Origin of the sequence: Streptomyces lancefieldiae, assembly GCF_031845825.1 — a bacterium.
GTDB lineage: Bacteria > Actinomycetota > Actinomycetes > Streptomycetales > Streptomycetaceae > Streptomyces > Streptomyces lancefieldiae.
Window position 1 is genome coordinate 36,249 of sequence record NZ_JAVRFH010000043.1, and the last position, 23,964, is coordinate 60,212.

Here is a 23,964-nt window from a genome sequence, read left to right on the forward strand (position 1 = left end):
CGGCGGTATCGATAAATGCACGGCCATGCGGAGCGACAGGCTCGGGATTTCGTTGCCGACGGGGCGGCGCTGTCAGAATTGCATTTGCAGGCGGGCGCAGACCGCCGCGGTCACGTCAGCGCAAGAAGCCGCGTGCGTCCCCCCAGCCTGCGGCGACATCCGCCTCGAGCTGGTTGAGCCGTGCCGTGACCACTTGGTCGAACCCGTCCATGAAGTACTCGTCACCGTCGTGCGGCGCTATCCGGCGGTCGTCGCCGACGAACCGCTCGACGACCTCCGCGAGGGAGGTGCCCGGCCCCACCCGGCCTGCGATGTAGCGGTCTGCTCCGTCGAGATCCGGGAACCCGGCCTCCCGGTACAGGTACACGTCACCCAGTAGGTCGACCTGGACGGACACCTGGGGGTGCACGGACGGCCGCATCGTCCCGGGCCTGATCCTCAGCAGTTCGGCGTCTGCGCCGGTCTTCAGGCTGTGCAACGCGTAGCCGTAGTCGATGTTCAGCGTGGGGGTCCGCCGGCCCACCCGCTCCTCGAAGGCGAGGAGTCCTTCCTGGAGTTCGGTGCGTTCGGCCTCGGACAGCCTGCCGTCTCCCCGGCCGCTGTAGTCCTCGCGTACGTTCAGGAAGTCCACTGGCCGGTCCGGAGCCGCCTCGTTGAGCTCGGCGATGAAGTCGACGAGGTCGAGCAGGCGGTGCACGCGCCCCGGCAGCACGATGTAACTGAGCCCGACCCGTATCGGGCTCTCCCGCTCGGCACGCAGCTGCTGGAAGCGTTGCAGGTTGGCGCGGACCCTGCCGAAGGAGGCCCGCTTGCCCGTGGTCGCCTCGTACTCCTCGTCGTTGAGCCCGTACAACGATGTGCGCACCGCGTGCAGATCCCACACCCCGGGCTGTCTGGCCAGCGTCCGTTCCGTGAGCGCGAACGAGTTCGTGTACACCGTCGGACGCAGGCCGCGGGCCGCCGCACGGCTGCTGAGCGCGCCCAGCCCCGGGTTGGTCAGAGGTTCCAGGCCGCCGGAGAAGTACATGGCGTACGGGTTGCCGGCCGGTATCTCGTCGATGACGGACTCGAACATCGCGTTACCGGACTCCAGCGCCGACGGATCGTAGCGAGCGCCGGTCACACGGACGCAGAAGTGGCAGCGGAACATGCAGCTCGGCCCCGGGTACAGGCCCACGATGTAAGGGAAGACCGGCTTGTGCGCCAGTGCCGAGTCGAAGACCCCCCGCCGCTCCAGAGGCAGCAGGGTGTTCTGCCAGTACTTGCCCGCCGGCCCGGTCTCCACGGCGTGACGCAGCTCCGGGACGAGGCCGAAGAACCCGAGCAGACGGCTGAAGGAAGCCCGGTCGACGTCCAGCGACCGGCGTACGTCCTCGAGGGGAGTGAAGGGGTGGTTCCCATAGTGCTCGGCCAGCCGTACGAGCCGGCGGGCGACCGCCGGGGCCGCGTCAGCGCCGACGTGGCCGTCGGCGGTCAGGGCGCGCTGCACCGCCTGGACCGCTGCCGCGAGGTCGGCGCCCGGGCGAGCGCAGGTGGTGACCGGATCGGCCGGGGTGGAGGCTTGAGACATCATCCTTCATGTCCAATCGTCTGCGTCCGGTGCTCGGTTCGGTTCCCAGGGAACAGGGTCAGGACGGCGCCATGTCTCCCTGTCGTCGGGTCACTTCCACCCCCGAGGCGCACAGCGGCACGAGGGCGCCCACGCGTCGGACGTCCCTCGGAGGAAGGGGCGGCGTCCGTCGCGTGCGAGCTGAGAACTCCAGCAGTGCCCGGGCTCCCGACGGGGAGGGGGGTGCCGCCCCGACGCGGCGGGGCGGTCACCGGGGCAGCACCGTGACGGAGGCGGTCAGGGACGTCTTGGCGGCGGAGGGCCCCACGTACACGGTCCTCTGGCCGGTGCCCAGCCGCCACGTGCCGGCGGAGGTGTCCCAGTAGCGCAGTTGCTCCTCGTCGACGGGGACGGTGACGCGTCGCTGCTCTCCCGGTTCGAGGGTGACCTTGCCGAAACCGGCGAGTTTGCGCAGCGCCTGGGGAGCATGGGTGTCCGGGCCGGCGCCCAGGTAGACCTGGACGGTCTCCCGGCCCGCGCGGTCACCGGTGTTGCGGACCGTGACCGTGGCGTCGAGTCCCCGGGCGGTGCGCACCACGGACAGGTCGCTGTAGGCGAAGGTGGTGTAGGACAGGCCGTACCCGAACGGGAAGAGCGGTGCTACGCCGGTCCGGTCGTACCAGCGGTAGCCGACATCCAGTCCCTCGGAGTAGGTCTCCTTGCCGTCGACGCCCGGGTAGCGGTGCGGGTCGCCGGCCATGGGGTGGCCGGTCTCGGTGGCGGGGAAGGTCTGCGTCAGCCGGCCGCTGGGGTTGGTGTCGCCGAACAGCAGCGAGGCGGTGGCCTCCGCGCCCTCTTGTCCCGGATACCACATCTCCAGCACGGCGGCGGTGTCGCGCAGCCAGGGCATGAGCACCGAGGAACCGGTGTTGAGGACGACGATCGTACGGGGGTTGACCTTGGTGACCGCCGCGATGAGCTCGTCCTGCCGGCCGGGCAGGGACAGCGAGGTCCGGTCGACGCCTTCGGCGCTGTCGTCCTGGGCGAAGACGATGGCGGTGCGGGCCTTGGACGCCGCCGCGACGGCGCGGTCGAAGTCGGCCCGGGCAGCCTCCGGAGTGACCCAGCTCAGTTCCACCGACAGCGGGGTCTGTTCGAAGGCCCATCCGTTCATGGTGACCTCGTGCGTGCCGCGGGTCAGACGCATCGTGGTGGTGACGGTGCCGAACGCCTCGGTGCCGAGGACAGCGGACTGCCCCGCGATCTGCAGGTTGGCGACCCCTCCGAGAGCGGTGAAGGCGATCTTGTAGTCACCGTCGGCGGGGACGGTGAGCCGACCCGTGTAGAAGACGCCCTGGCCGCCGGGCTGCAACTGCTTCCCGCCCTTGAAGGCGGGAACGAGGGAGCTGTCGGGCACGGGCACGCCGACGAGGTCCTCGCCAGGCTCGTAGACGACCGTGGCCTTGTCGCCGGCGCGCCGTTCGATGGCGTCGACGGGGGCGGTCGCCTGGTCGGGTATGACGTGCGCGCTGCCGTTGCCGGTGACCTTGGGGTGCTTGGCGCTGTTGCCGATGACGGCTATGTCCGCGGCCTTCTCGCCCGCCAAGGGCAGCGTCTGGTGCTCGTTGCGCAGCAGCACGCCACCGTTCTCGGCGATGGTGCGGGCCGTCCTGCGGCCGGCCTCGGGGTCACGCTGCGGGCGCTCGGTGGCCTTGCCGTCGAGCAGGCCGAAACGCTCCATCTGGCCGACGATGCGGATGACGGACCGATCGAGCGTCGCCTCGGGGATGCTGCCGTCCTCGATCGCCCTCTTGAGCGCGGAGGAGAAGTACTCGGAGTCCGGCACCGGTTGGCCCAGGGTCAGCTCGACGCCCAGTTCCTGGTCGAGGCCCTTGGTGATGTCGCTGGTGGCGTGGGTCGCCAGCCAGTCGGACAGCACCCAGCCGCGGAAGTCCCACTGCTCACGCAGCACGTCCTGCAACAGGTACTCGTTGCTGCAGGCGTGTGTGCCGTTGACGCTGTTGTACGAGCACATCACCGAGGCGGCTCCCGCCTTCACGGCGCTGCGGAAGGCCGGCAGCTCCACCTCCTGCAGCGTCTGCTCGTCGACGGTGGCGTCGATGGTCTCCCGCTGATCCTCCTGGTTGTTCGCGGCGAAGTGCTTGACCGTGGCCATCAGGCCCTGGTTCTGGATGCCGCGGACCTCGTCGGCGGCCATCCGGGACGACAGCAGCGGATCCTCGCTGTACGTCTCGAAGTTCCTCCCGGCGTGAGGCACCCGGATGATGTTGGTCATGGGGCCGAGGACGATGTCCTGCCCGAGGGCCCGTCCCTCCCGGCCCAGGACGGTGCCGTACTCCTCGGCAAGGTGCTCGTCGAAGGTGGAGGCGAGTGCCACGGGTGTGGGCATGGCGGTCGCGGTACCGCCGAGCAGGCGAATGCCGACCGGGCCGTCGGCGGTGCGCAGCTCGGGTATGCCGAGTCGTGGAACGCCCGGCAGGTAACCGATGCCGGTCATGGTCGGCCCGCCCACAGGCCCGGTGGTCCAGTGGACGAACGAGATCTTCTCGTCGAGGGTCATCTTCGCCACCAGGCCGCGCACCCGCGGTGTCCCGGGATCGGCGGTCGGAGCGCCGGTGGCGGAGGGGGCGGTGAGGAGACCGCCGACGCACAGGGCTGCGAGAGCGTAGCCGACGGTGCGCCGGGTGCGGCGGCCCGTTCTCCTTGTGCCGAACAGCATGCTGACGGATGTCCTTTCTGCTGAGGCTTCCGTCCCCGTAGGGGCAGGGTCATTCGTCTCCGGTGGCACGGCCCGGTCGCCGTCCGTACGGCCCCGGCACCAGCCCCGGGCGGAAGACGCGGGCGGGACCGGGTCCGCCCGCCGCTCTCCGTGTCACCACGCTCACCAGCCCACGAGCAGGGTGCGCGGCCCGCGCACCACCATCTCCGTCTTCCACTCGACGGCCTGGGCGAGGTGCAGCCCGGGGAGTCCGTCGAGCAGGGTCCGCAGCGCCTCCTGGAGTTCCAGCCGCGCGAGGGACGCACCGAGGCAGTGATGCGGACCGTGTCCGTAACCCAGGTGCTGGCGGGCGTCGTCGCGGGTGATGTCGAGCACGCCGGGTGAGCAGAAGCGCAGGGCGTCCCGGTTGGCCGCGTTCATCTGGATCAGAACCGGCTCGCCCGCACGCACCAGAGTCCCGCCCACCTCGACGTCCTCGGTGGCATAGCGCGGGAATCCCGCCTGGCTGCCCAGCGGAACGAAACGCGTCAGCTCTTCCACCGCGTTGTCCAGCAGGTCCGGACGGTCGCGGAGGAGGGCCAGCTGGTCCGGCCGCTCGAGCAGGACCAGGACGAAGTTGCTGATCTGGCTGGCCGTGGTCTCGTGTCCGGCGAACAGAAGGAAGACGATCAGGTTGACCAACTCCTCCTGCGAGAGCCGGCCCTCGGCGTCACGGGCCTCCACGAGTGCCGATACGAGGTCGTCCTGCGGAGCGGCGCGACGGTCTGCGATCAGGTCCGCCAGATAGCCGGTCAGCTCGCCGGCCAGCCGCACATGGTCCTCGGCGGTGAGCGAGCTGGTGGACATCGCTATGTCGCACCAGCCGCGGAAGAGGGCACGGTCCTCCTCGGGCACGCCCAGCAGGCCGCAGATGACCGCCACGGGGATCGGGATGGCGTAGTGCTCCACGAGGTCGGCAGGCGAGCCGAGCGCCGTCATGTCCTGGAGCAGCGACTCGGTCATCTTCCTGACACGCGGCCGCATGGCTTCCACGCGGCGCGGAGTGAACGCCTTGGTCACCAGCCCGCGCAGCCTGGTGTGGTCAGGTGCGTCCAAGCCGAGGATGCCGTTGGGGGTCCGCAGTTCCCGCATGCGCGGTGCGTCGTTCTCCGCCTCGGCGGCGTGGCTGAACCGCCGGTCGCCGAGTACGAAACGCGCGTCGTCGTAACGGCAGACGAGCCAGCCCGGCTCCCCGTACGGCATGTGGACCCACAGGAGTCCTTCGCTCTTCTGGGCCTGCTCGTACGCCTCGTCCAGGTCCAGTCCCTTCGAGCGGCTGAAGGGATAGGCGACGGGTGCGGACTTCGTGCTGGTCAATTCGGACCCCACATCGAGTCGGTCGGGTATCTTCCTCGTCCTGGGAAACCGGAGTGGGGCACGCGTTCGTACGTGCCTGCACCTCGGTTCACGGAAGGCGGCGCTGCGTGCTCCGGAGTGGGGCACGCGTTCGTACGTGCCTGCACCTCGGTTCACGGAAGGCGGCGCTGCGTGCTGCCGGCCGCTTGCCCGGGACGGAGCCTGGGGCGGATCACTCAGCCGGGCCGCCCCACGTGACGGGGACCGCCTTGGGGGTGCGCATGAGGGAGCCGGTCCGCCAGCGGAGCTCGTTCGCCGGGACGGACAGCCTCAGCCCCGGCAGGCGTTCGACCAGCGTGCTCAGCACGACCTGCAGTTCGAGCCGGGCCAGAGGGGCGCCCATGCAGTAGTGGGCGCCGTGACCGAAACCGAGGTGCGGGTTCTGGGCGCGGGTGAAGTCGAGGGATTCGGCACCGGGAAACGCCATGTCGTCGAGGTTCGCGGACGCGATCGAGGTGATGACCGCCTCGCCCGCGCGGATGAGCGTGCCGCCGATCTCGACGTCCTCGAGGGCGATGCGAGCGAACCCGTCCATGGTGCTCAGCGGGGTGAAGCGCAGCAGCTCCTCGACGGCGGCGGGCACGAGGTCCGGGTCGGCGACCAGACGGTCGTAGAGCCGGCGGTCGCTGAGCAGGAGGTGGACGAAGTTGCCGATCTGGGTGGCCGTGGTCTCGTAGCCGCTGATCAGCAGGCCGGCGCCCATCATGAGAAGTTCGGCCTCGGAGAGCCGGTCACCTTCGTCGCGGGCCTGGACCATGGTGCTGAGGAAGTCGTCGGTGGGCCGGGCACGGCGATCGGCCACCAACTCGGCCATGTAGGCGGTGAATTCCTCGGTCGCCTGCTGTACCTCCGCGGGACTCAGGGAGGAGGAGACCAGCGCGTCGGAGAAGTCGCGGAAGCGATGGCGGTCGCTGTACGAGACGCCCAGCAGCTTGCAGATCACGGAGATCGACACGGGCAGCGCCAGGTCTTCCATGATCTCACCGGACGGCTCGTCGCGCGTGACCATGCCGTCGAGCAGCTCGTGGGTGAACCGCGAGACGTCCGGGCGCAGTTCCTCCACTCGGCGGGCGGTGAACGCCTTCCCGGCCAGCCGCCGGAGCCTGGTGTGCTCGGGCGGGTCCATGGAGATGAGGCCGCCGGCGGGCAGCGGGTACTCGGTGGGCCGGGGTACGTCACGTCCGGCCCCGGCCTCCATGCTGAACCGCTGGTCGCCCAGGACCGCCTTCACGTCGGCGTGCCGGGTCAGCAACCAGGCCTCACCCCCGTACGGCATACGGACCCGGGACACGGGCTCGTGCTCCCGCAGATGGCCGTAGAGCGGATCCAGCGCGACGCCGTCGGGTAGGGAGAAGGGGTACTGGCGAGTCTGATGGACCGGACAACTGGACGTCATGAATACTCTCTCGGTCGTACGGGGGCAGCGGGAGGACTTGAGAGGTGTGGGCGCTGTACGACGAGCCCGGTTGCCGCCTGGATCGTCCGGCATACCGCTTCGGCGTGCTCGGTGAGGTAGAAGTGGCCTCCGGGGAAGGAATGGAACGCTGTCTCCCCGGTGGTCAGCCGGTGCCAGGCCCGGGCTCCGTCGGCGGGGACGTGGGGGTCCTCGCTTCCCGTCAGCACGGTGATCGGGCAGGCGAGCGGCGCCCCCGGGCGCCAGGTGTAGGTGGCGGCGGCTCGGTAGTCGTTGCGGATCGCGGGCAGGGCCAGTCGCAGGACTTCCTGGTCGTCCAGCACACGAGGGTCGGTACCTTGCAGCTCGGCGAGCTTGGCGACCAGTTGGTCGTCGCTCAGGAGATGCGTGGTGGTCCGTTGGACGACGGTCGGGGCGACGCGGCCGGAGACGAAGAGGTGCGCCGAACTGCTTCCCGGCACCTGTTTCTCGAGGCGGCGGGCGGTCTCGAAGGCCACCAGCGACCCCAGGCTGTGGCCGAAGAGCGCCACCGGACGGTCCAGCAGGGGTTCGAGTGCCTCGGCGATGTGCGTCACCAAGCCGTCGACGGTGTCCACGAACGGCTCCAGGCGCCGGTCCTGCCGCCCGGGATACTGGACGGCGACCACCTCGACCGTGTCCGGTAGCAGGTGGGTGAAAGGGAGAAAGGCGCTGGCGCCGCCGCCGGCGTGCGGAAGGCACACGAGCCGGAGCGCGGGGTCGGCGACGGGCCGGTAGCGGCGCAGCCAGAGGTCGCCCGCGCCGGTGGAGCCGGGCGCGGTCGCGGCAGATCTCCCGCTCATGCCTGATCCGCTTTTGGGCGTCACGGTTTCAGCGCCTTCCACCATGTGCTGTGGTCCCGGTACCAGTCGACGGTCTCCGCGAGCCCGCGCTCGAAGTCGATGCGGGGAGCCCATCCCAGCTCCTCGGTGATCTTCCGGGTGTCCACGCAGTAGCGGCGGTCGTGCGCCGCTCGGTCCGGCGCCCTGTCGACCACGGACCAGTCGGCGCCGAAGATGCCGAGAAGATGGCGGGTGAGGTCGACGTTGGACAGTTCCGTACCGCCGCCGATGTTGTACACCTCTCCGGCCCTTCCCCGGTCGGCGACCATGGCGATGCCCCGGCAGTGGTCGTCCACGTGCAGCCAGTCGCGCCGGTGGAGGCCGTCGCCGTACAGGGGGAGGCGCAGGCCCTCCAGCAAGTGGGTCACGAAGAGCGGGATGACCTTTTCGGGATGCTGGTGGGGGCCGTAGTTGTTGGAGCAGCGCGTCACTCGGACGTCGAGGCCGTGCGTGCGGTGGAAGGCGAGCGCCAGGAGGTCCGAGGAGGCCTTGGACGCCGCGTAGGGGGAGTTCGGGTCCAGCGGGTCGGATTCGGCCGAGGACCCCTCGGGGATCGAACCGTACACCTCGTCGGTGGAGACGTGGACGAAGCGGCTCACGCCCGCGTCCAGAGCCGACTGCAGCAGTGTGTGCGTGCCCAGCACGTTGGTGGTGATGAAGGCGGCGGAGTTCGTGATCGAGCGGTCCACGTGCGATTCGGCGGCGAAGTGCACCACCAGGTCGATACCGCGCAGAGCCCGGGTGACCGTATGCCGGTCGCAGATGTCGCCGTGCAGGAAGGTGTAACGGGGGTGGCCGGCGACCTCGGTGAGATTCTCGGTGTTTCCGGCGTAGGTGAGCTTGTCCAGTGCGAGGACGTGGACGTCGGCCAGCTCCGGGTAGGAGCCCGACAGGACCTGTCTGACGAACTGCGAGCCGATGAAGCCCGCTGCCCCGGTCACCAGGACGCGCATCCTTGGTCTGCCTTTCTGCCGCGCTGTGGGGGTAGGGGTGATCAACCGGTGAACGTCGACCCGAGTCCCGAAGCGACCTCCATGAGATAGCTGCCGTAGCTGGAGGCGCTCAGCTCCTCGCCCAGCCGGTAACAGGTGTCCGCATCGATGAAACCCATACGCAGTGCGATCTCCTCGACGCAGGCGATGCGTACGCCCTGGCGCTGCTCCAGCAACTGGACGTACTGACCCGCCTGGAGCAGAGAGTCGTGGGTCCCCATGTCCAGCCAGGCGAATCCACGACCGAGCTGGGTCAGTCGCGCCCGGCCCTGCTCCAGATAGGAGAGGTTGATGTCCGTGATCTCCAACTCGTTGCGGGCGGAGGGCTTGAGGTCCTTCGCCAGCCCCACCACGTCGTTGTCGTAGAAGTACAGCCCGGTGACCGCGAGGTTGGAACGGGGACGGCTCGGTTTCTCCTCCAACGACAACAAGTTCCCCTGCTCGTCGATCTCGGCGACGCCGTACCGCTCGGGGGACTTGGACGGATAGCCGAACAGTTCGCATCCGTCGAGGCGTTGGATGGAGTGCTTCAGCACGGTGGAGAATCCAGGGCCGTGGAAGACGTTGTCGCCCAGAATGAGCGCCACCCGGTCGTTTCCGATGTGTTTGTCGCCGACCAGGAACGCGTCGGCGATACCGCGCGGCTCGTCCTGAACCGCGTAGTCGAGATGGATGCCGAGGCGTGAGCCGTCGCCGAGCATGACCTGGAACGTCTCCACGTGCTGGTGCGAGGAGATGATGAGGATGTCCTGGATACCGGCCAGCATCAGCACCGACAGCGGATAGTAGATCATGGGTTTGTCGTAAACGGGCAACTGCTGCTTGGAAAGCGCACCGGTCAGCGGCTGCAGTCGAGTAGCACTGCCCCCAGCGAGGACTATCCCCCTCACCTTGGGGCGTTTCAGCGGTGTCTCGAACACGGTTGGTCCTCCGAGGCATGCATTGCTGATATGGGGGTGGAGACGCTGTCTGAAGGCCGGCAGACGTGACTGCTCGGGTGCCTCGATGCGGCCGGGTTCGCCGGCCTGGTGCATGTCGTGCACGGAATCCGCCCGAAGAGACCGGCCGGACCGGCGATTGCCTCGCGGACACGGCGGCAGGCAGTCATCATTCCGGTCCGTCACCCGCGATCCGAACACGCGGGGTGCCGTGTCATGGATGTCGAGGAGTGCTTTTCGGCCTGCCGTGGGACGGCGCAGCGCTTTTTGATTCCGCTGGGGATTCTCAGGTAGCGGCGAGGGAAGGAACCATGGTCGTGCCCCCTTCGTCGGGATGGTCTCCGGTACGGCGGGCTGCGCTCGGACGCCCTATGCCTCAGACCGTTGCTGCTCCTGCCACGCCTGATAGGCCGGCAGCAGTCCAAGCCGTTCGGCTGTCGCGAGGGTCGGGGCATTCTTGTCCCTGTCGGAGAGCAGCGGCTCGATGTCGGCCGGCCACGCGATCCCGAGGTCCGGGTCGAGCGGATTGACGGAGTGCTCGCGTTCGGGGGCGTACCCGGACGAGCACAGGTAGACGAGAGTGGCGTCGTCGGTGAGGGAGAGGAAGGCGCGGCCCAGTCCCGCGGTCAGGTACACGGCGGTGCTGCGTTCCGCGTCCATGGGCACGATCTCCCAGCGCCCGAAGGTCGGTGAGCCGGTGCGGACGTCCACGATGACGTCGAGGCCCGCTCCGCGCACACAGACGCTGTATTTGGCCTGACCGGGCGGGATCTCGGTGTAGTGGATCCCGCGCAGCGCGCCGCGGTGGGACACCGCGACGTTGACCTGGGCCACCGGGAAGTCATGACCGAACGCTTGACGAAACCTTTCTCCTCGGAACCACTCGTGGGACCTCCCGCGGTGGTCGGAGTGGATGACGGGTTCCTGCGACCAGGCCCCCTCGATGCTGAGTGGGTGCATCGCGTTCTGTCCTTCGGACCGGTTGATCGGGCACTGGCAGGGCTGGGCGGTCACGGCCGGGCCCAATCAGCCGGAGCGTCTCCAGTAGGAACCCTGGCGATCGATCTGGTGGATCTCGTCCGTGATGCCGTGCTCGTCCCGGAACTCATGGACAGCCTGCCGGCACGCCGGAATGCAGTAGTCGTCGACGATGACGTATCCGCCGTCCGACACCTTGTGATAGAGGTTCGTGAGCACATCCTTGGTGGCTGCATACGAGTCCCCGTCGAGCCTGAGCACCGCGAGCTTCTCGATGGGTGCGGTAGGCATCGTGTCCTTGAACCAACCGGGGAGGAAACGGACCTGGTCGTCCAGGAGTCCGTAGCGTGCGAAGTTGCTTTTCACTGTTTCCACGTCGACCGGGATGCTGAGGACATCGTTGTACTGGCCGAGGTCGATGTCGACATCCAGCTGATGGTCTTCACCGGTGGTCTTGGGGAAACCCTGGAAGGAATCCGCAACCCACACCTTCCGGTCCCGCACGCCGTGCGCCTGGAAGACGGCGCGGGCGAAGATGCAGGCCCCGCCCCGCCAGACCCCGGTCTCCGCGAAGTCTCCCGGTACACCGTCGCGCAGCACGTCTTCGAGGCATTTCTGCAGGTTGTCGAGCCGCTTGAGACCGATCATGGTGTGCGCGACGCGCGGGTAATCCTCACCCACAGCGCGCAGTTCCGGAGAATACGAGCTGCTCGTGATGAAGCCGGCGACGTTGGTCTGGTCCTCGTAAATCATGTTCGTCACGACCTTCTTCAGAAGGTCGAGATACATGTCTGTGCCTGCAGGTTTGACTGTCATTTTCCTCGCCTACGGGTAGCAGTGCCCAGCGAGCGGCTCATTCAGGGCAGGTGCCGTCGGGGCTGCATTGCCTGTATCCACGGTGATGAGCTGGATGGGGTGACCATCTAACATCAGTGATCACATGCGGGCAAGGGTCGAAAACGAGCCATGTCAAATGCCGTACCTGTCTGGAAATGAGGGCCATATGGTGCAGTAACGACCACGGCTGCTCTGGTCGACCCTTGCTAGGTTGCGGACCGTGTGGTTGCCTGTTGGAGGAAGATCACCTCTTCACGATTGCGTTTAGGGCGAGGAATCCTTGGAATCTTCGAAAGTTGTTCACAACAGCCCTCCGGAATCAGGTGTCGCATGGCCCTTCGCGCGTACCTGCCCCTTTAGTCTCCCTGATCAGTACGCCGAAAAGCGCAAGAACGAGCCCATATGCCGGGCTCAGGTCTGGGACGGCTCCAGGACCTGGCTCATCACCAAGCACGAGCATGTGCGAGCCCTTCTCGCCGACCCCCGGGTCACCATCGAGCCGGCCAAACTGCCCAAGCTCTCCGCCTCCGACGGCGACGGCGGCGGCTTCCGGTCACTGCTGACCATGGATCCGCCGGACCACAGCGTTCTCCGCCGCATGCTCATATCCGAGTTCAGCGTGCGCCGGGTCCGCGAGATGCGGCCGGGCATCGAACACACGGTGCACGGGCTGCTGGACGGAATTCTCAAGCAGCGCGGGCCGGTGGACCTGGTGGCCGAACTTGCGCTGCCGATGTCCACCCTGGTGATCTGCCAGCTCCTCGGCGTGCCGTACGAAGACCATGAGTTCTTCCAGGAGCGCAGCGAACAGGCCACGCGGGTGGGCGGGAACGAGGAGTCACTGGCCGCCCTCCTGGAGCTGCGTGACTACCTGGACCGGTTGGTGACCACAAAGACCGGGACTCCGGGTGACGACCTGCTGGGCCGGCTCATCGCCGATCGGCTGCACACCGGTGAGATGCGGCACTCCGAGATCGTGGACAACGCCGTGCTGTTGCTCGCCGCCGGTCACGAGACCAGTGCCGGCATGGTGGCCCTGAGTATCCTGACGCTGTTGCAGCACCCGGACACCCTGGCGGAGTTGCGTGCCGACGGCACGCTGCTGCCCCAGGCGGTCGACGAGCTCCTGCGTTTCCACTCCATCGCGGACGGCCTTCGGCGGGCGGTCACGGAGGACATCGAGCTCGGCGGTCTCACGCTGCGCGCCGGGGACGGTCTCATCCTCTCGCTGGCTTCCGCCAATCGTGACGAGAGCGCCTTCGCCTCCCCGGACGACTTCGACCCGCACAGCTCGGCGCGCCAGCACGTCGCCTTCGGTTACGGCCCACACCAGTGCCTGGGGCAGAACCTGGCCCGGCTGGAGCTGGAGGTCACCGTGGGCGCGGTGGTGGACCGTATCCCCACGCTCAGGCTGGCCGGCGGAGTCGACGCACTGCGCGTCAAGCACGACTCGACGATCTTCGGGCTGCACGAGCTGCCGGTCGAGTGGTGACGGAAGGGGGATACAGCGTGCGGGTGACAGTCGAGCAGAGCCGGTGCCTGGGTGCCGGCCAGTGCGAGCAGTTGGTACCGGAGGTTTTCCGCCAGGACGAGGAAGGGCTGAGCCAGGTCCTGGTCGCCGAGCCCGAGCCGGCGTTGTGGCCGCGGGTGCTCCAGACGGTGCACCTCTGCCCCGTGCAGGCCGTGATCGTCGACGAGGGCCCCGGTCACGCGCCGCAGGACACCGAGTGACCGCTGATCGCTGGGCCGGCCGCACGGTGCTCGTCACCGGTGCACTGGGGTTCATCGGCTCCCACTTCGTCCGGCAGCTGGACGCCCGCGGAGCCGAGGTGCTGGCCCTGTACCGCACCGAACGACCCGAGGTGCAAGCCGAGTTGGCGGCACTGAACCGGGTCCGCTTCGTGCGGACGGAGCTGCGGGACGAGTCGGACGTGCGGGGAGCCTTCAAATACCTGGCGCCGTCCGTCGACACCGTCGTCCACTGCGCGGCCATGGACGGCAACGCACAGTTCAAGCTGGAGCGCTCGGCCGAGATCCTCGACAGCAACCAGCGGACCATCTCCAACCTGCTCAACTGCGTGCGGGACTTCGGCGTGGGCGAGGTCGTCGTCATGAGCTCCTCCGAGCTGTACTGCACGGCGCCCACCGCGGCGGCGCGCGAGGAGGACGACTTCCGCAGATCCATGCGGTACACGGACAACGGCTACGTCCTGTCCAAGAGCTACGGCGAGATCCTGGCCAGACTCCACCGCGAGCAGTTCGGCACCAACGTCTTCCTGGTGCGGCCGGGCAACGTCTACGGGCCGGGGGACGGTTTCGACCGCTCCCGGGGCCGGGTGATCCCGAGCATGCTGGCCAAGGCCGACGCGGGCGAGGAGATCGAGATCTGGGGGGACGGCAGCCAGACCCGGTCCTTCGTGCACGTCGCCGACCTGGTGCGGGCCTCGCTGCGCCTGCTGGAGACCGGCAAGTACCCGGAGATGAACGTGGCCGGCGCGGAGCAGGTCTCCATCCTGGAGCTGGCCCGGATGGTGATGGCCGTCCTGGGACGGCCCGAGCGCATCCGCCTCGACCCCAGCCGCCCGGTCGGTGCCCCGAGCAGACTTCTGGATCTGTCCAGAATGTCGGAAGTGATCGACTTCGAGCCCCAGCCTCTGCGGGCCGGGCTGGAGGAGACCGCTCGCTGGTACCGCCTTCACAAGCGCTGAACTCCTCTCGTACACCCCTGGAAGGTAATCCGTGGTCAAGCACGTCCCGAACTCGTTGATCCGTGAAATAATCCGAGCCGCCGGCGGACACGACGCCGACCTCAAGGACCTGGCCGCCCGGCACGCTCCGGCCGACATCGTCCGTGTGCTCCTGGACGAGATCACCACGCGCTGCCCCGCTCCCGTGAACGATGTCCCCGTCCTCGTCGAGCTGGCCGTGCGGGCGGGCGACCAGCTGTTTCCCACCTACCTGTACGTCCTCAAGGGCGGCCCGGTGCGCCTCGCCACCAAGGACGAGGCGTTCATCGCCATGCGTGTCGAGTACGAGCTGGGCGAACTGGCGCGGGAGCTGTTCGGACCGGTGCGGGAGAACGTCACCGGCGTGCGCCGGACCACCCTCTTCCCGTACGTCGCGGACGCGCAGTCGGAAGGCGGGGAGGGCTCGGGAGCCGAGCACATCGGCACCCACTTCCTGGCCGCGCAGCAGGGCTCCCAGACCGTGCTGGCCGGCTGCCACTCCCACAAGCCGGACCTCAGTGAACTCTCCTCGCGTTACCTGACCCCGAAGTGGGGTTCGCTGCACTGGTTCACCCCCCACTACGACCGCCACTTCAGCAGCTACCGTGACCAGCAGGTACGCGTACTGGAGATCGGCATCGGCGGTTACAAGCACCCCGAGTGGGGTGGCGGCTCACTGCGCATGTGGAAGCACTTCTTCCATCGCGGTGAGATCTACGGGCTGGACATCGTCGACAAGTCACACTTCGACGCGCCGCGCATCACGACCCTGCGCGGCGACCAGGGCGACCCCGACTACCTGCGGTCCATCGCCGAGGAGTACGGCCCGTTCGACATCGTGATCGATGACGGAAGCCACATCAACGACCACATCCGAACGTCGTTCCGGGCGCTGTTCCCGCACGTGCGGCCCGGGGGCCTCTACGTGATCGAGGACCTGTGGACCGCCTACTGGTCCGGCTTCGGCGGCAACAAGGACCCGAAGCAGGACAGCGGCACGAGCCTGGGCCTGCTCAAGTCCCTCGTGGACTCGATCCAGCACGAGGAACTGCCGGAGGCCGGAGGCCACCGCCCCGGCTACGTCGACCAGCACGTGGTCGGCATGCACATGTACCACAATCTGGCCTTCATCGAGAAGGGCACCAACGCCGAGGGCGGCATCCCCCCGTGGATCCCGCGCGACTTCGAGACGCTGGTCGCCGTGTCTTCCGGGGGGCACGAATGAGGAGCCGTCGGCACCAGGCACCGGGACACACCCGACCGCGCGGCGGGGGGCCGGCATGCGTGTGACCCTGCTCAGCGTGGGATCCCGAGGCGACGTACAGCCGTTCGTCGCCCTGGGGATCGGCCTGAAGGCCCGCGGCCACGACGTCACCCTGGCCGCTCCCGCCACGCTGCGACCGCTGGTCGAACGCGCGGAGCTGACGTACAAGCTCTCGCCCGGGGACCCCGACGGGTTCTTCAGCATGCCCGAGGTCATCGAAGCGCTGCGGCGCAGTCCCTCGTTCAAGAACATGCTCGCGGGGATGCCCGAGGCGCCCGAGAGCTACACGCAGCAGGTCGTCGACGCGATCCACGACGCTGCAGAGGGCGCCGACCTCATCGTGAACGCGCCCCTCACCCTGGCCGCCGCGTACGGGCACCCGCCCGCCCCGTGGGCCTCGGTGTCCTGGTGGCCCAACAGCATGACCTCGGCCTTCCCGGCCGTCGAGTCCGGGCAGCGCAGATTCGGTCCGCTGACCCCTCTGTACAACCGCTACACCCATCGCAGGGCGGCCCGCGACGAGTGGGAATGGCGGCGCCCCGAGATCGACGGCTACCGGAAGCGACTCGGTCTGCGGCCCTTCGGCGACAAGTCCCCGTTCCTCCGCCTGGGCCACGACCGCCCGTACCTGTTCCCTTTCAGCCCCAGTGTGCTGCCCAAGCCGCGGGACTGGCCGCGTCAGAGCCATGTCACCGGCTACTGGTTCTGGGACCAGCACTGGGAGCCGCCCGCCGAGCTGGAGGCGTTCCTGGAGGACGGGGAACCCCCGGTGGCGCTCACCTTCGGCAGCACCTGGTCAGTCCATCGGCAGGAAGAAGCCTTCGAGGCCGCCCTCGACGCCGTCCGCGGCGTCGGACGCCGGCTGGTCATGGTCGACGGCCCGGACGGTGACCTGCCCGACGACGTGCTCCGCCTGCACCAGGTGGACTACGCCGCCCTGTTCCCCAGGATGGCCGCGGTGATCCATCACGGCGGCGCCGGCACGACCGCCGAAGTCGTGCGGGCCGGAGTGCCACAGGTCATCGTGCCGGTCTTCGCCGATCACCCCTTCTGGGCGGCGCGGCTGTCCAGAGCAGGCGTCGCCGCCCGGCCGGTGCCCCTCACCCGGTTCAGCCGAGCGGCACTGGCACAGAGTGTTCGTCATGCGGTCACCGATCCCGCGATGGCGGCCCGGGCCAGGCGGCTGGGTGAACGGGTCTCCAAGGAAAGGGGAGTGGACACCGCCTGCGACATCCTCGAGAAGTGGGCGGAGACATCACGGGTCGCGGCCTGAGTCGGCCACCGGCGAGCGGGCGGGCCGGAACCCGCTCGCCTGCCGGCCGACGGGCCCGGGGGCCCGCGACGCTACGCCGACAGCCGGTAGGCGGAGAGCCGCACGGAGAGCGTGACCTGGGACGGCACCGGCAGCCGCTGGATCGTCTCGTGGTCCTGCTGCGCGTCACGGTGCCAGGCATTGGGCCCCATGCCGACCAGGTGGGCCAGAGCCTGGTGGTCGAGTGCCATGGTCCGGGTCAGCCGCTCCGTGCCGACGGCCGAGAAGTGCGGGGCGAGCTGCTCCGCGAGACGCGACTCCTTGCCTTCGTCCACCTGCAGCAGGCCGAGGGTGCCGATGAGTTCCTGCAGGTGATCGGGCAGGGGAGTGACGACCAGGAGGACGCCACGGGGATGGAGGATGCGATGCAGTTCAGGACCGTTGCGGGGAGCGAACGTGTTGATCACCACGGCGGCGGCGGCGTCCTGCAGCGGAAGTGTCTGCCAGGCGTCGGTGACGGCGGCCGCGATCCGCGGATGGGCCTTGGCGGCCCGGCGCACGGCGTATTTGGAGATGTCCAGCAGCAGGCCGTCGACGTCAGGGAACGCGTCCATGACCTTGGCGTGGTAGTGGCCCGTTCCACCACCGATGTCGACGATGCAACCGGGCACGGCCGGATCCGCCGTCCGCCGCGCCAGATCGACCAGCGCATCCATCACAGGGTCGTAGTGCCCCGCCGACAGGAATGCGTCCCGGGCCTCCACCATTTCCTTTGTGTCCGCTCGCAGCTTCGTCGCCCTCGGAAGCAGATTCACATAACCCTGCTTCGCGATGTCGAAGGAGTGTCCGGAGGGGCAGGAAAGTGCACGGTCGCCCAGGGCCAGCGAAGCACCGCAGTGCGGGCAGGCGAGGTATCGCACGATCCTGTTGAGCATGAGGCACCGTTCCTTCGGGCGAGTCCGTGGACCGGCCAACCCTAACGCAGGCATCCGGGCCGCCGGCCGCCCGGTGTAGTGCCGAAGAATCCCCCTGACGCGCACCCACAGCGGATGAACCCCAATTGCGCGCACGACACGACAACCGGCCAATTCCCCGGCGATTCCTTACGGAATGCCGCGCAAGTGGCCTCACCCATTTCAGCAAGTGCTGACAGTCACCCTGCTCTGCCGGCGTGACAGCCCATATCGATCGACCAGGAGTTCCGATGGCCCCGAAGAGTGGTGCGCAGCGTTCGAGCGACATAGCCGTCGTCGGCATGTCCTGCCGCCTTCCGGGGGCACCTGGCATCGAAGAGTTCTGGGAACTGCTGACCTCCGGAGGCAGCGCGATCGAGCGTCGCGCCGACGGCACCTGGCGAGGCTCCCTGGAGGGGGCCGCCGACTTCGACGCCGCCTTCTTCGGCATGTCCCCTCGCCAGGCCGCCGCCGCGGACCCGCAGCAGCGGCTCATGCTGGAACTCGGCTGGACCGCCCTGGAGAACGCCGGGATCGTCCCGGGCAGCCTCGCCGGCACGGACACCGGCGTCTTCGTCGGCATCGCGGCCGACGACTACGCGGCGCTCCTGCACCGGTCCGAGACCCCCGTCAACGGCCACACCGCGACGGGCCTGAGCCGGGGCATGGCCGCCAACCGCCTCTCCTACCTCCTGGGCCTGCGCGGTCCCAGCCTCGCGGTGGACAGCGCGCAGTCCTCCTCGCTGGTCGCGGTCCACCTGGCCTGCGAGAGCCTGCGCCGCGGCGAGTCCGACCTCGCGATCGTCGGCGGCGTCAGCCTGATCCTCGCCGAGAACAGCACGGCAGGCATGGAGCTCATGGGCGCGCTCTCGCCGGACGGCCGCTGCTACACCTTCGACGCACGCGCCAACGGCTACGTACGGGGGGAGGGCGGAGCCTGCGTCGTCCTCAAGCCGCTGGACCGGGCACTGGCCGACGGGGACCGCGTCCACTGCGTCATCCGAGGCAGCGCAGTCAACAACGACGGCGGCGGCTCGACCCTGACCACACCCCACCGCGAGGCCCAGGAAGCCGTGCTGCGCACGGCGTACGAACGGGCCGGGGTCGGCCCGGACCAGGTGTCCTACGTCGAACTGCACGGCACGGGAACGCCTGCCGGCGACCCCGTCGAGGCGGCGGCTCTCGGCGCGGTGCTCGGCACGGCCCGGGGCCGGAGCACACCGCTGTCCGTGGGGTCGGCCAAGACGAACGTCGGCCACCTGGAAGCGGCTGCGGGCATCGTGGGATTCGTGAAGGCCGCCCTGTGCGTCCGTGAGGGCGCGGTACCTCCGAGCCTGAACCACGCCACGCCCAACCCCGCCATCCCCATGGACCGGCTCAACCTGCGCGTACCCACGCGGCGGGAAACCTGGCCGCAGCCGGACGAGCAGGGGACCGGCCGGCTGCGGCTGGCCGGCGTCTCGTCCTTCGGCATGGGCGGGACGAACGCGCATGTGGTGGTGGAGGAGGCGCCGGTCCCGGAGGTGGGGGAGGCCGGGGCTGGTGCTCCGTTGGCTGTGGTGCCGGTGGTGGTGTCGGGTCGTTCTGCGGGTGTGGTGGGTGAGTTGGCGGGTCGGGTTCGGGGTGTGGTGGGGGCTGGGCGGTTGGTGGATGTGGGGTGGTCGTCGGTGGTGTCGCGGTCGGTGTTCGAGCATCGGGCCGTGGTGCTGGCGGGGGATGCTGCGGAGCTGGATGCGGGTCTGGGGGCTCTGGCCGGTGGTGGTGTGGTGGCGTCGGGTGTGGTGTCGGGTGTGGTGTCGGTCGGGGGTGGCCGGTCGGTGTTCGTGTTTCCGGGTGCGGGGACGAAGTGGTCGGGGATGGCGGCGCGGTTGTGGGCTGAGTCGGCTGTGTTCGCGGAGTCGATGGCGCGGTGTGAGGCGGTGTTCGCGGGGTTGGTGGAGTGGCGGTTGTCGGATGTGATCGCTCAGGTGCCGGGTGCTGTGTCGTTGGAGCGTGAGGATGTGGCGCAGCCGGTCGCGTTTGCGGTGATGGTGTCGTTGGCGGAGTTGTGGCGGTCGTTGGGTGTGGTGCCGGATGCGGTGGTGGGGCATTCGCAGGGGGAGATTGCTGCTGCGGTGGTGGCGGGTGGTCTGTCGTTGGAGGACGGGGCGCGGGTGGTGGTGTTGCGGTCGCGGGTGGTGGAGGAGGTTTTGTCGGGTGGGGGGATTGCTTCGGTGCGTCTTTCGCGGGCCGAGGTGGAGGAGCGGTTGGCGGGTGGGGGTGGTGGGCTGAGTGTGGCGGTGGTGAATGCGCCGTCGTCGACTGTGGTGGCGGGTGAGCTGGGGGAGTTGGAGCGGTTCGTTGCCGCGTGTGAGGCGGAGGGGGTGCGTGCGCGTCGGCTGGAGTTCGGGTATGCGTCGCATTCGGTGTTTGTGGAGCCGGCTCGTGGGCGGTTGCTGGAGGCGTTGGCGGGGGTCCGTCCGGGGAGCGGCTCGGTGCCGTTCTATTCGACGGTGGAGGCCGGTGTCGTGGATACGGCGTCGTTGGATGCGGAGTACTGGTTCCGGAATCTGCGTCGGCCGGTGCGGTTCCAGGAGACGGTGGAGCGTCTCCTGGCTGATGGTTTCGAGGTGTTCGTGGAGGCCGGCGCGCATCCGGTGCTGACGGGTGCGGTGCAGGAGACGGCGGAGTCCGTGGGCCGGCAGGTGTGTGCGGTGGGTTCGCTGCGCCGTGGTGAGGGGGGTCTGCGGCGTTTCCTGACCTCGGTGGCGGAGGCGTTCGTCCAGGGTGTCGACGTCTCCTGGCCGGCACTCTTCGAGGGCACCGGTGCCCGCACCGTCGACCTGCCCACCTATCCCTTCCAACGCCGGCACTACTGGGCGTCGGCCTCACCCGCCGGCACCGGCAGTTCCGCTGCGGCCCGCTTCGGTATGACCTGGGAGGAGCACCCGCTCCTCGGCGGTGCGCTGCCGCTCGCGGAGTCCGGTGAGCTGCTGCTCGTCGGGCGGATCTCCCCGGCCTCTCACTCCTGGATCGCCGACCACACCGTGGCCGGGACCGCCCTGCTGCCCGGGACGGCATTCGTCGACATGGCACTGCATGCCGCCACGGTCGTGGGCTGCGCGGGTGTGGAGGAGCTGAGCATCGAGGCCCCGCTGCCGGTGCACGGCGGCATCCGGCTCCAGGTGGTCGTCGACGAGCCCGACTCCTCCGACCGGCGCCGCGTGAGCGTGTTCGCGCGGCCGGAGGCGGAAGACGGGGGCACCAGCCAGTGGACCCGACACGCCGTCGGCGTACTGGCCCCTGCCTCCGCTCCCGACCCCGGCCGGCCGCAGTGGAGCCGCGCGGCCTGGCCGCCGAGCGGTTCCGTGCGCGCGGAGGCGGCGGAGCTGTACGACCGGTTCTCCGCGCTGGGATACGAGTACGGCGAGGTGTTCGCCGGGGTCGAGGATGTCTGGCTGCGCGAGGGCGAGGTGTTCGCCGAGGTCCGCCTGCCCGCGGGCGCGGCGCTGGACGCCGAGCGGTTCGGGGTGCACCCCGGCCTCCTCGACGCGGCTCTGCAACCCTGGCTGCTGGGCGACTTCGTGCCGCGGCCCGACGACGGATCCGTGCTGCTGCCGTTCGCCTGGCGGGGCATCACGCTGCATGCGACCGGTGCCGACGCGCTGCGGGTCCGCCTGGGCCCGGCCGGGGAAGGCGCCGTGTCGCTCGAGGCCGTCGACCTCGACGGCGCCCTCGTGCTGTCGCTGGATGCGCTGGTGCTGCGTCCGCTTGCGCAGGACCGGCTGGTGGAACTCGTCGGTGGCACGACGCCCGCGCCGCTGTACCGCGTGGACTGGCAGCGGAGCCCGATCGCGAGCCCGGCGCCACCGGCCACGGGGCTCTTCGCCTCCTCCCCGTCCGGTGCGACACGCCGGTGGGCGGTTGTCGGGCAGGGCGGTGCCGCCGCACGGTACGCGACGGCGGACCCCGGCACGGGGTGTGTCGGCGTCTTCCCCGACCTGGACGCACTGCGTACGGCGCTGGACTCCGGAGCGGACCGCCCCGACATCGTCCTCGCCGACTTCGGGGCCCGGCCCGGCACCGCCGCACCGCACGGGACGGCTCTGGCCGACGGGGTAAGGGACACGGCTCGGCGGGGGCTCGCCCTCGTACAGGGCTGGCTGTCCGACGAGCGCTTCGACGCCGCACACCTCGCGGTGCTCACCGAGCACGCCGTCGCCACCGAGGCGGACGCGCGCCAGGTGGACCTCGCCGGATCGGCGCTGTGGGGGCTGATGCGTTCGGCGCAGACCGAGCACCCCGACCGCTTCGTCCTTGTCGAACACGACGGGCAGGACGCCTCGTACCAGGCGCTGCCCGCGGCGCTCGACAGCGGCATACCCCAACTGGCCGTTCGCGCCGGCGAGATACGCATCCCCGGGCTGGCGGTCCTGCCGACTCCGGGAGACGGGGCCACCGCGGCGGGCACGGGGTTCGATCCCGAGGGCACCGTGCTCGTCACCGGCGCCACGGGCACCCTCGGCAGCCTGCTGGCCCGGCACCTGGTCACCGCACATGGCGTACGGCATCTGCTGCTGCTCAGCCGCAGCGGGCGCGACGCCGAAGGGGCCGCCGAACTGGAGCGTGAACTCGCGTGCCTCGGGGCAGAGTTCCAGCTTCTTCCCTGTGATGCGGCGGACCGGGCGGCGCTGGAGGAGGCCCTCGCCACCGTCCCCGCCGCACACCCGCTGACCGCGGTGATCCACACGGCCGGTGTCCTCGACGACGGCGTCGTCGAGGCGCTGACCCTCGAACGGCTGGACCGCGTGCTGCGCCCCAAGGCGGACGCCGCACTGAACCTGCACGAGCTGACCGCGGGAATACCGCTGAAGGCGTTCGTCCTGTACTCCGGGGCGGTCGGTCTGCTGGGCGGGGCCGGACAGGCCAACTATGCGGCGGCCAACGCGTTCCTGGACGGCCTGGCCCAGCAGCGGCACGCGCAGGGGCTGCCCGCGGTGTCCCTGGCATGGGGACTGTGGAGCGCCGCCAGCGCGTTCACCGGCCATCTCGGCGAGGTGGATCTGCGGCGCATGGAGCGGTCCGGCATCGCGCCGCTCACGAACGAGCAGGGTCTCGAACTGTTCGACCGGGCACTTGGTGCCGCCGCCGGCGCGGACGCGCCGCAGATCTGCGTGATGCGGCTGGACACGGTGGCGCTGCGGCGGCAGGCAGCCGCACACGGGGCCGCTTCGGTGCCCCTGATGCTGCGTACGCTGGCGGCACCCGACGTACGGCGCGGCGCCGCGCGAACGGGCCGTGGAGGTCGCGCGGCGTCCGCGGTCACGGACGCACCGAGCCAGGCGCAAGCCCTGCGCGAACGACTGACCGGGCTGGACGCGGCGGGAAGGCGGGACGAACTCCTGGCCGTGGCCCAGACGCAGTTGGCCGACGTGCTGGGCTTCACCGACAAGACCGCGGTCGACCCTGTTCGCTCCTTCCGGGAGATCGGTCTGGACTCGCTGACCGCCGTCGAGCTGCGCAACAGGCTCGGTGCCGTCACCGGACTGCGACTGCCGCCGGCGCTGGTCTTCGACCACCCCAACCTCGATGCGCTCGCGGGCCACCTCGCGGAGCTCCTCGCGGCGGAAGGCCGGGACGACGCGGGCGCTGCGGCGCTGTCGGGCATCGACGCCCTGGACCGGGCGGTCCGGGAGATGACGGCCGACGACACGCGGCGTGACGCCGTCCGCCGACGTCTCACAGAACTGCTGGCGCTGGTCGGCGACGCCCCCCGGGACGGCGACCGCGGCACACGAACGGCCGCCGGCCCAGGAAGCCGCGGCGCGCAGGCCGGCCCCGACCTGCTGGGGCGGCTGAACTCCGCCTCCGACGACGACCTGTTCGCGTTCATCGAAGACCAGTTGTGAGCGGACGCCGTGCGCGTCCCGCACCCGCACCGAAGTGCGCCGCAGCAGGCGCGCTCGCACCGACACGAGCACGTAGGCCAGGAGGGTCCGGTCGATGACGGCCAACGACGACAAGATCCGTGACTACCTGAAGCGGGTTGTCGCCGAGCTGCACAGCACGCGCCAGCGGCTGAACGCT

At 69.5% G+C, this 23,964-nt stretch carries 16 protein-coding genes and 1 pseudogene; 7 read left to right on the forward strand and 10 right to left on the reverse strand.

The genetic code is table 11. From position 1 onward, the window contains the following. Nucleotides 1–115: 115 nt before the first annotated feature. From desII to RM812_RS31170, 9 genes are all read right to left on the reverse strand, one after another. Nucleotides 116–1,573 (reverse strand): dTDP-4-amino-4,6-dideoxy-D-glucose ammonia-lyase, encoded by a 1,458-nt coding sequence (gene desII / locus RM812_RS31130; protein ID WP_311579966.1) that lies wholly within the window; start codon nt 1,571–1,573, stop codon nt 116–118. A gap of 244 nt (nt 1,574–1,817) precedes the next feature. Beyond that, on the reverse strand, nt 1,818–4,289 hold the full coding sequence (locus RM812_RS31135; RefSeq protein ID WP_311579969.1) for a beta-glucosidase family protein: 2,472 nt from the start codon (nt 4,287–4,289) through the stop codon (nt 1,818–1,820). A 162-nt stretch (nt 4,290–4,451) separates the two neighbouring features. Next, entirely contained in the window at nt 4,452–5,645 is a 1,194-nt protein-coding gene (locus RM812_RS31140; protein WP_311579972.1) for a cytochrome P450, read from the reverse strand. Nucleotides 5,646–5,856: 211 nt separating this feature from the next. Beyond that, nucleotides 5,857–7,080 carry a cytochrome P450 gene (locus RM812_RS31145; RefSeq protein ID WP_311579976.1) on the reverse strand — a complete coding sequence of 408 codons (1,224 nt, stop codon included), beginning with the start codon at nt 7,078–7,080 and terminating at the stop codon, nt 5,857–5,859. Continuing rightward, the gene (locus RM812_RS31150; RefSeq protein ID WP_311579979.1) at nt 7,077–7,919 is read right to left on the reverse strand and encodes a thioesterase II family protein; all 843 of its coding nucleotides are present in this window, start codon (nt 7,917–7,919) and stop codon (nt 7,077–7,079) included. Before RM812_RS31150 ends, RM812_RS31145 begins: the two co-directional genes overlap by 4 nt. Nucleotides 7,920–7,939: 20 nt before the next feature. Then, nucleotides 7,940–8,911 (reverse strand): dTDP-glucose 4,6-dehydratase, encoded by a 972-nt coding sequence (rfbB, locus tag RM812_RS31155; protein ID WP_311579982.1) that lies wholly within the window; start codon nt 8,909–8,911, stop codon nt 7,940–7,942. Between the two features lie 41 nt (nt 8,912–8,952). Then, complete coding sequence (rfbA, locus tag RM812_RS31160; protein WP_311580025.1) at nt 8,953–9,840, reverse strand: glucose-1-phosphate thymidylyltransferase RfbA; 888 nt, start codon at nt 9,838–9,840, stop codon at nt 8,953–8,955. 417 nt (nt 9,841–10,257) lie between these two features. Next, entirely contained in the window at nt 10,258–10,848 is a 591-nt protein-coding gene (gene gerF, locus RM812_RS31165; protein ID WP_311579985.1) for a dTDP-4-dehydro-6-deoxyglucose 3-epimerase GerF, read from the reverse strand. A gap of 66 nt (nt 10,849–10,914) precedes the next feature. Next, nucleotides 10,915–11,655 (reverse strand): TylF/MycF family methyltransferase, encoded by a 741-nt coding sequence (locus tag RM812_RS31170; protein WP_311579988.1) that lies wholly within the window; start codon nt 11,653–11,655, stop codon nt 10,915–10,917. 508 nt (nt 11,656–12,163) lie between these two features. Between RM812_RS31170 and RM812_RS31175 the strand changes: the two genes are divergently transcribed. Genes RM812_RS31175 through RM812_RS31195 form a run of 5 tightly spaced genes read left to right on the forward strand, consistent with a single transcriptional unit; the run spans nt 12,164 to nt 16,966 of the window. Then, the gene (locus RM812_RS31175) at nt 12,164–13,195 is read left to right on the forward strand and encodes a cytochrome P450 (protein WP_311579991.1); all 1,032 of its coding nucleotides are present in this window, start codon (nt 12,164–12,166) and stop codon (nt 13,193–13,195) included. Between the two features lie 23 nt (nt 13,196–13,218). Beyond that, complete coding sequence (locus RM812_RS31180) at nt 13,219–13,434, forward strand: ferredoxin (protein ID WP_311579994.1); 216 nt, start codon at nt 13,219–13,221, stop codon at nt 13,432–13,434. After that, entirely contained in the window at nt 13,431–14,411 is a 981-nt protein-coding gene (locus tag RM812_RS31185; RefSeq protein WP_311579997.1) for an NAD-dependent epimerase/dehydratase family protein, read from the forward strand. The genes RM812_RS31180 and RM812_RS31185 overlap by 4 nt, the downstream gene beginning before the upstream one ends. Nucleotides 14,412–14,442: 31 nt before the next feature. Then, entirely contained in the window at nt 14,443–15,654 is a 1,212-nt protein-coding gene (locus tag RM812_RS31190) for a hypothetical protein (RefSeq protein ID WP_311580000.1), read from the forward strand. A 55-nt stretch (nt 15,655–15,709) separates the two neighbouring features. After that, nucleotides 15,710–16,966 carry a glycosyltransferase gene (locus RM812_RS31195; protein ID WP_311580003.1) on the forward strand — a complete coding sequence of 419 codons (1,257 nt, stop codon included), beginning with the start codon at nt 15,710–15,712 and terminating at the stop codon, nt 16,964–16,966. A gap of 71 nt (nt 16,967–17,037) precedes the next feature. Here RM812_RS31195 and RM812_RS31200 read toward each other — a convergent pair whose 3' ends face one another. Then, entirely contained in the window at nt 17,038–17,880 is an 843-nt protein-coding gene (locus RM812_RS31200) for a putative RNA methyltransferase (protein WP_311580007.1), read from the reverse strand. 269 nt (nt 17,881–18,149) lie between these two features. Here RM812_RS31200 and RM812_RS31205 point away from each other — a divergent pair, with 269 nt between their 5' ends. Together RM812_RS31205 and RM812_RS43375 are read left to right on the forward strand one after the other, a co-directional pair. Beyond that, nucleotides 18,150–23,786 (forward strand): type I polyketide synthase, encoded by a 5,637-nt coding sequence (locus RM812_RS31205; protein ID WP_311580010.1) that lies wholly within the window; start codon nt 18,150–18,152, stop codon nt 23,784–23,786. Nucleotides 23,787–23,880: 94 nt separating this feature from the next. Continuing rightward, a pseudogene (locus RM812_RS43375) lies at nt 23,881–23,961 on the forward strand (polyketide synthase docking domain-containing protein); the annotation flags it as partial. Between the last annotated feature and the right edge of the window lie 3 nt (nt 23,962–23,964).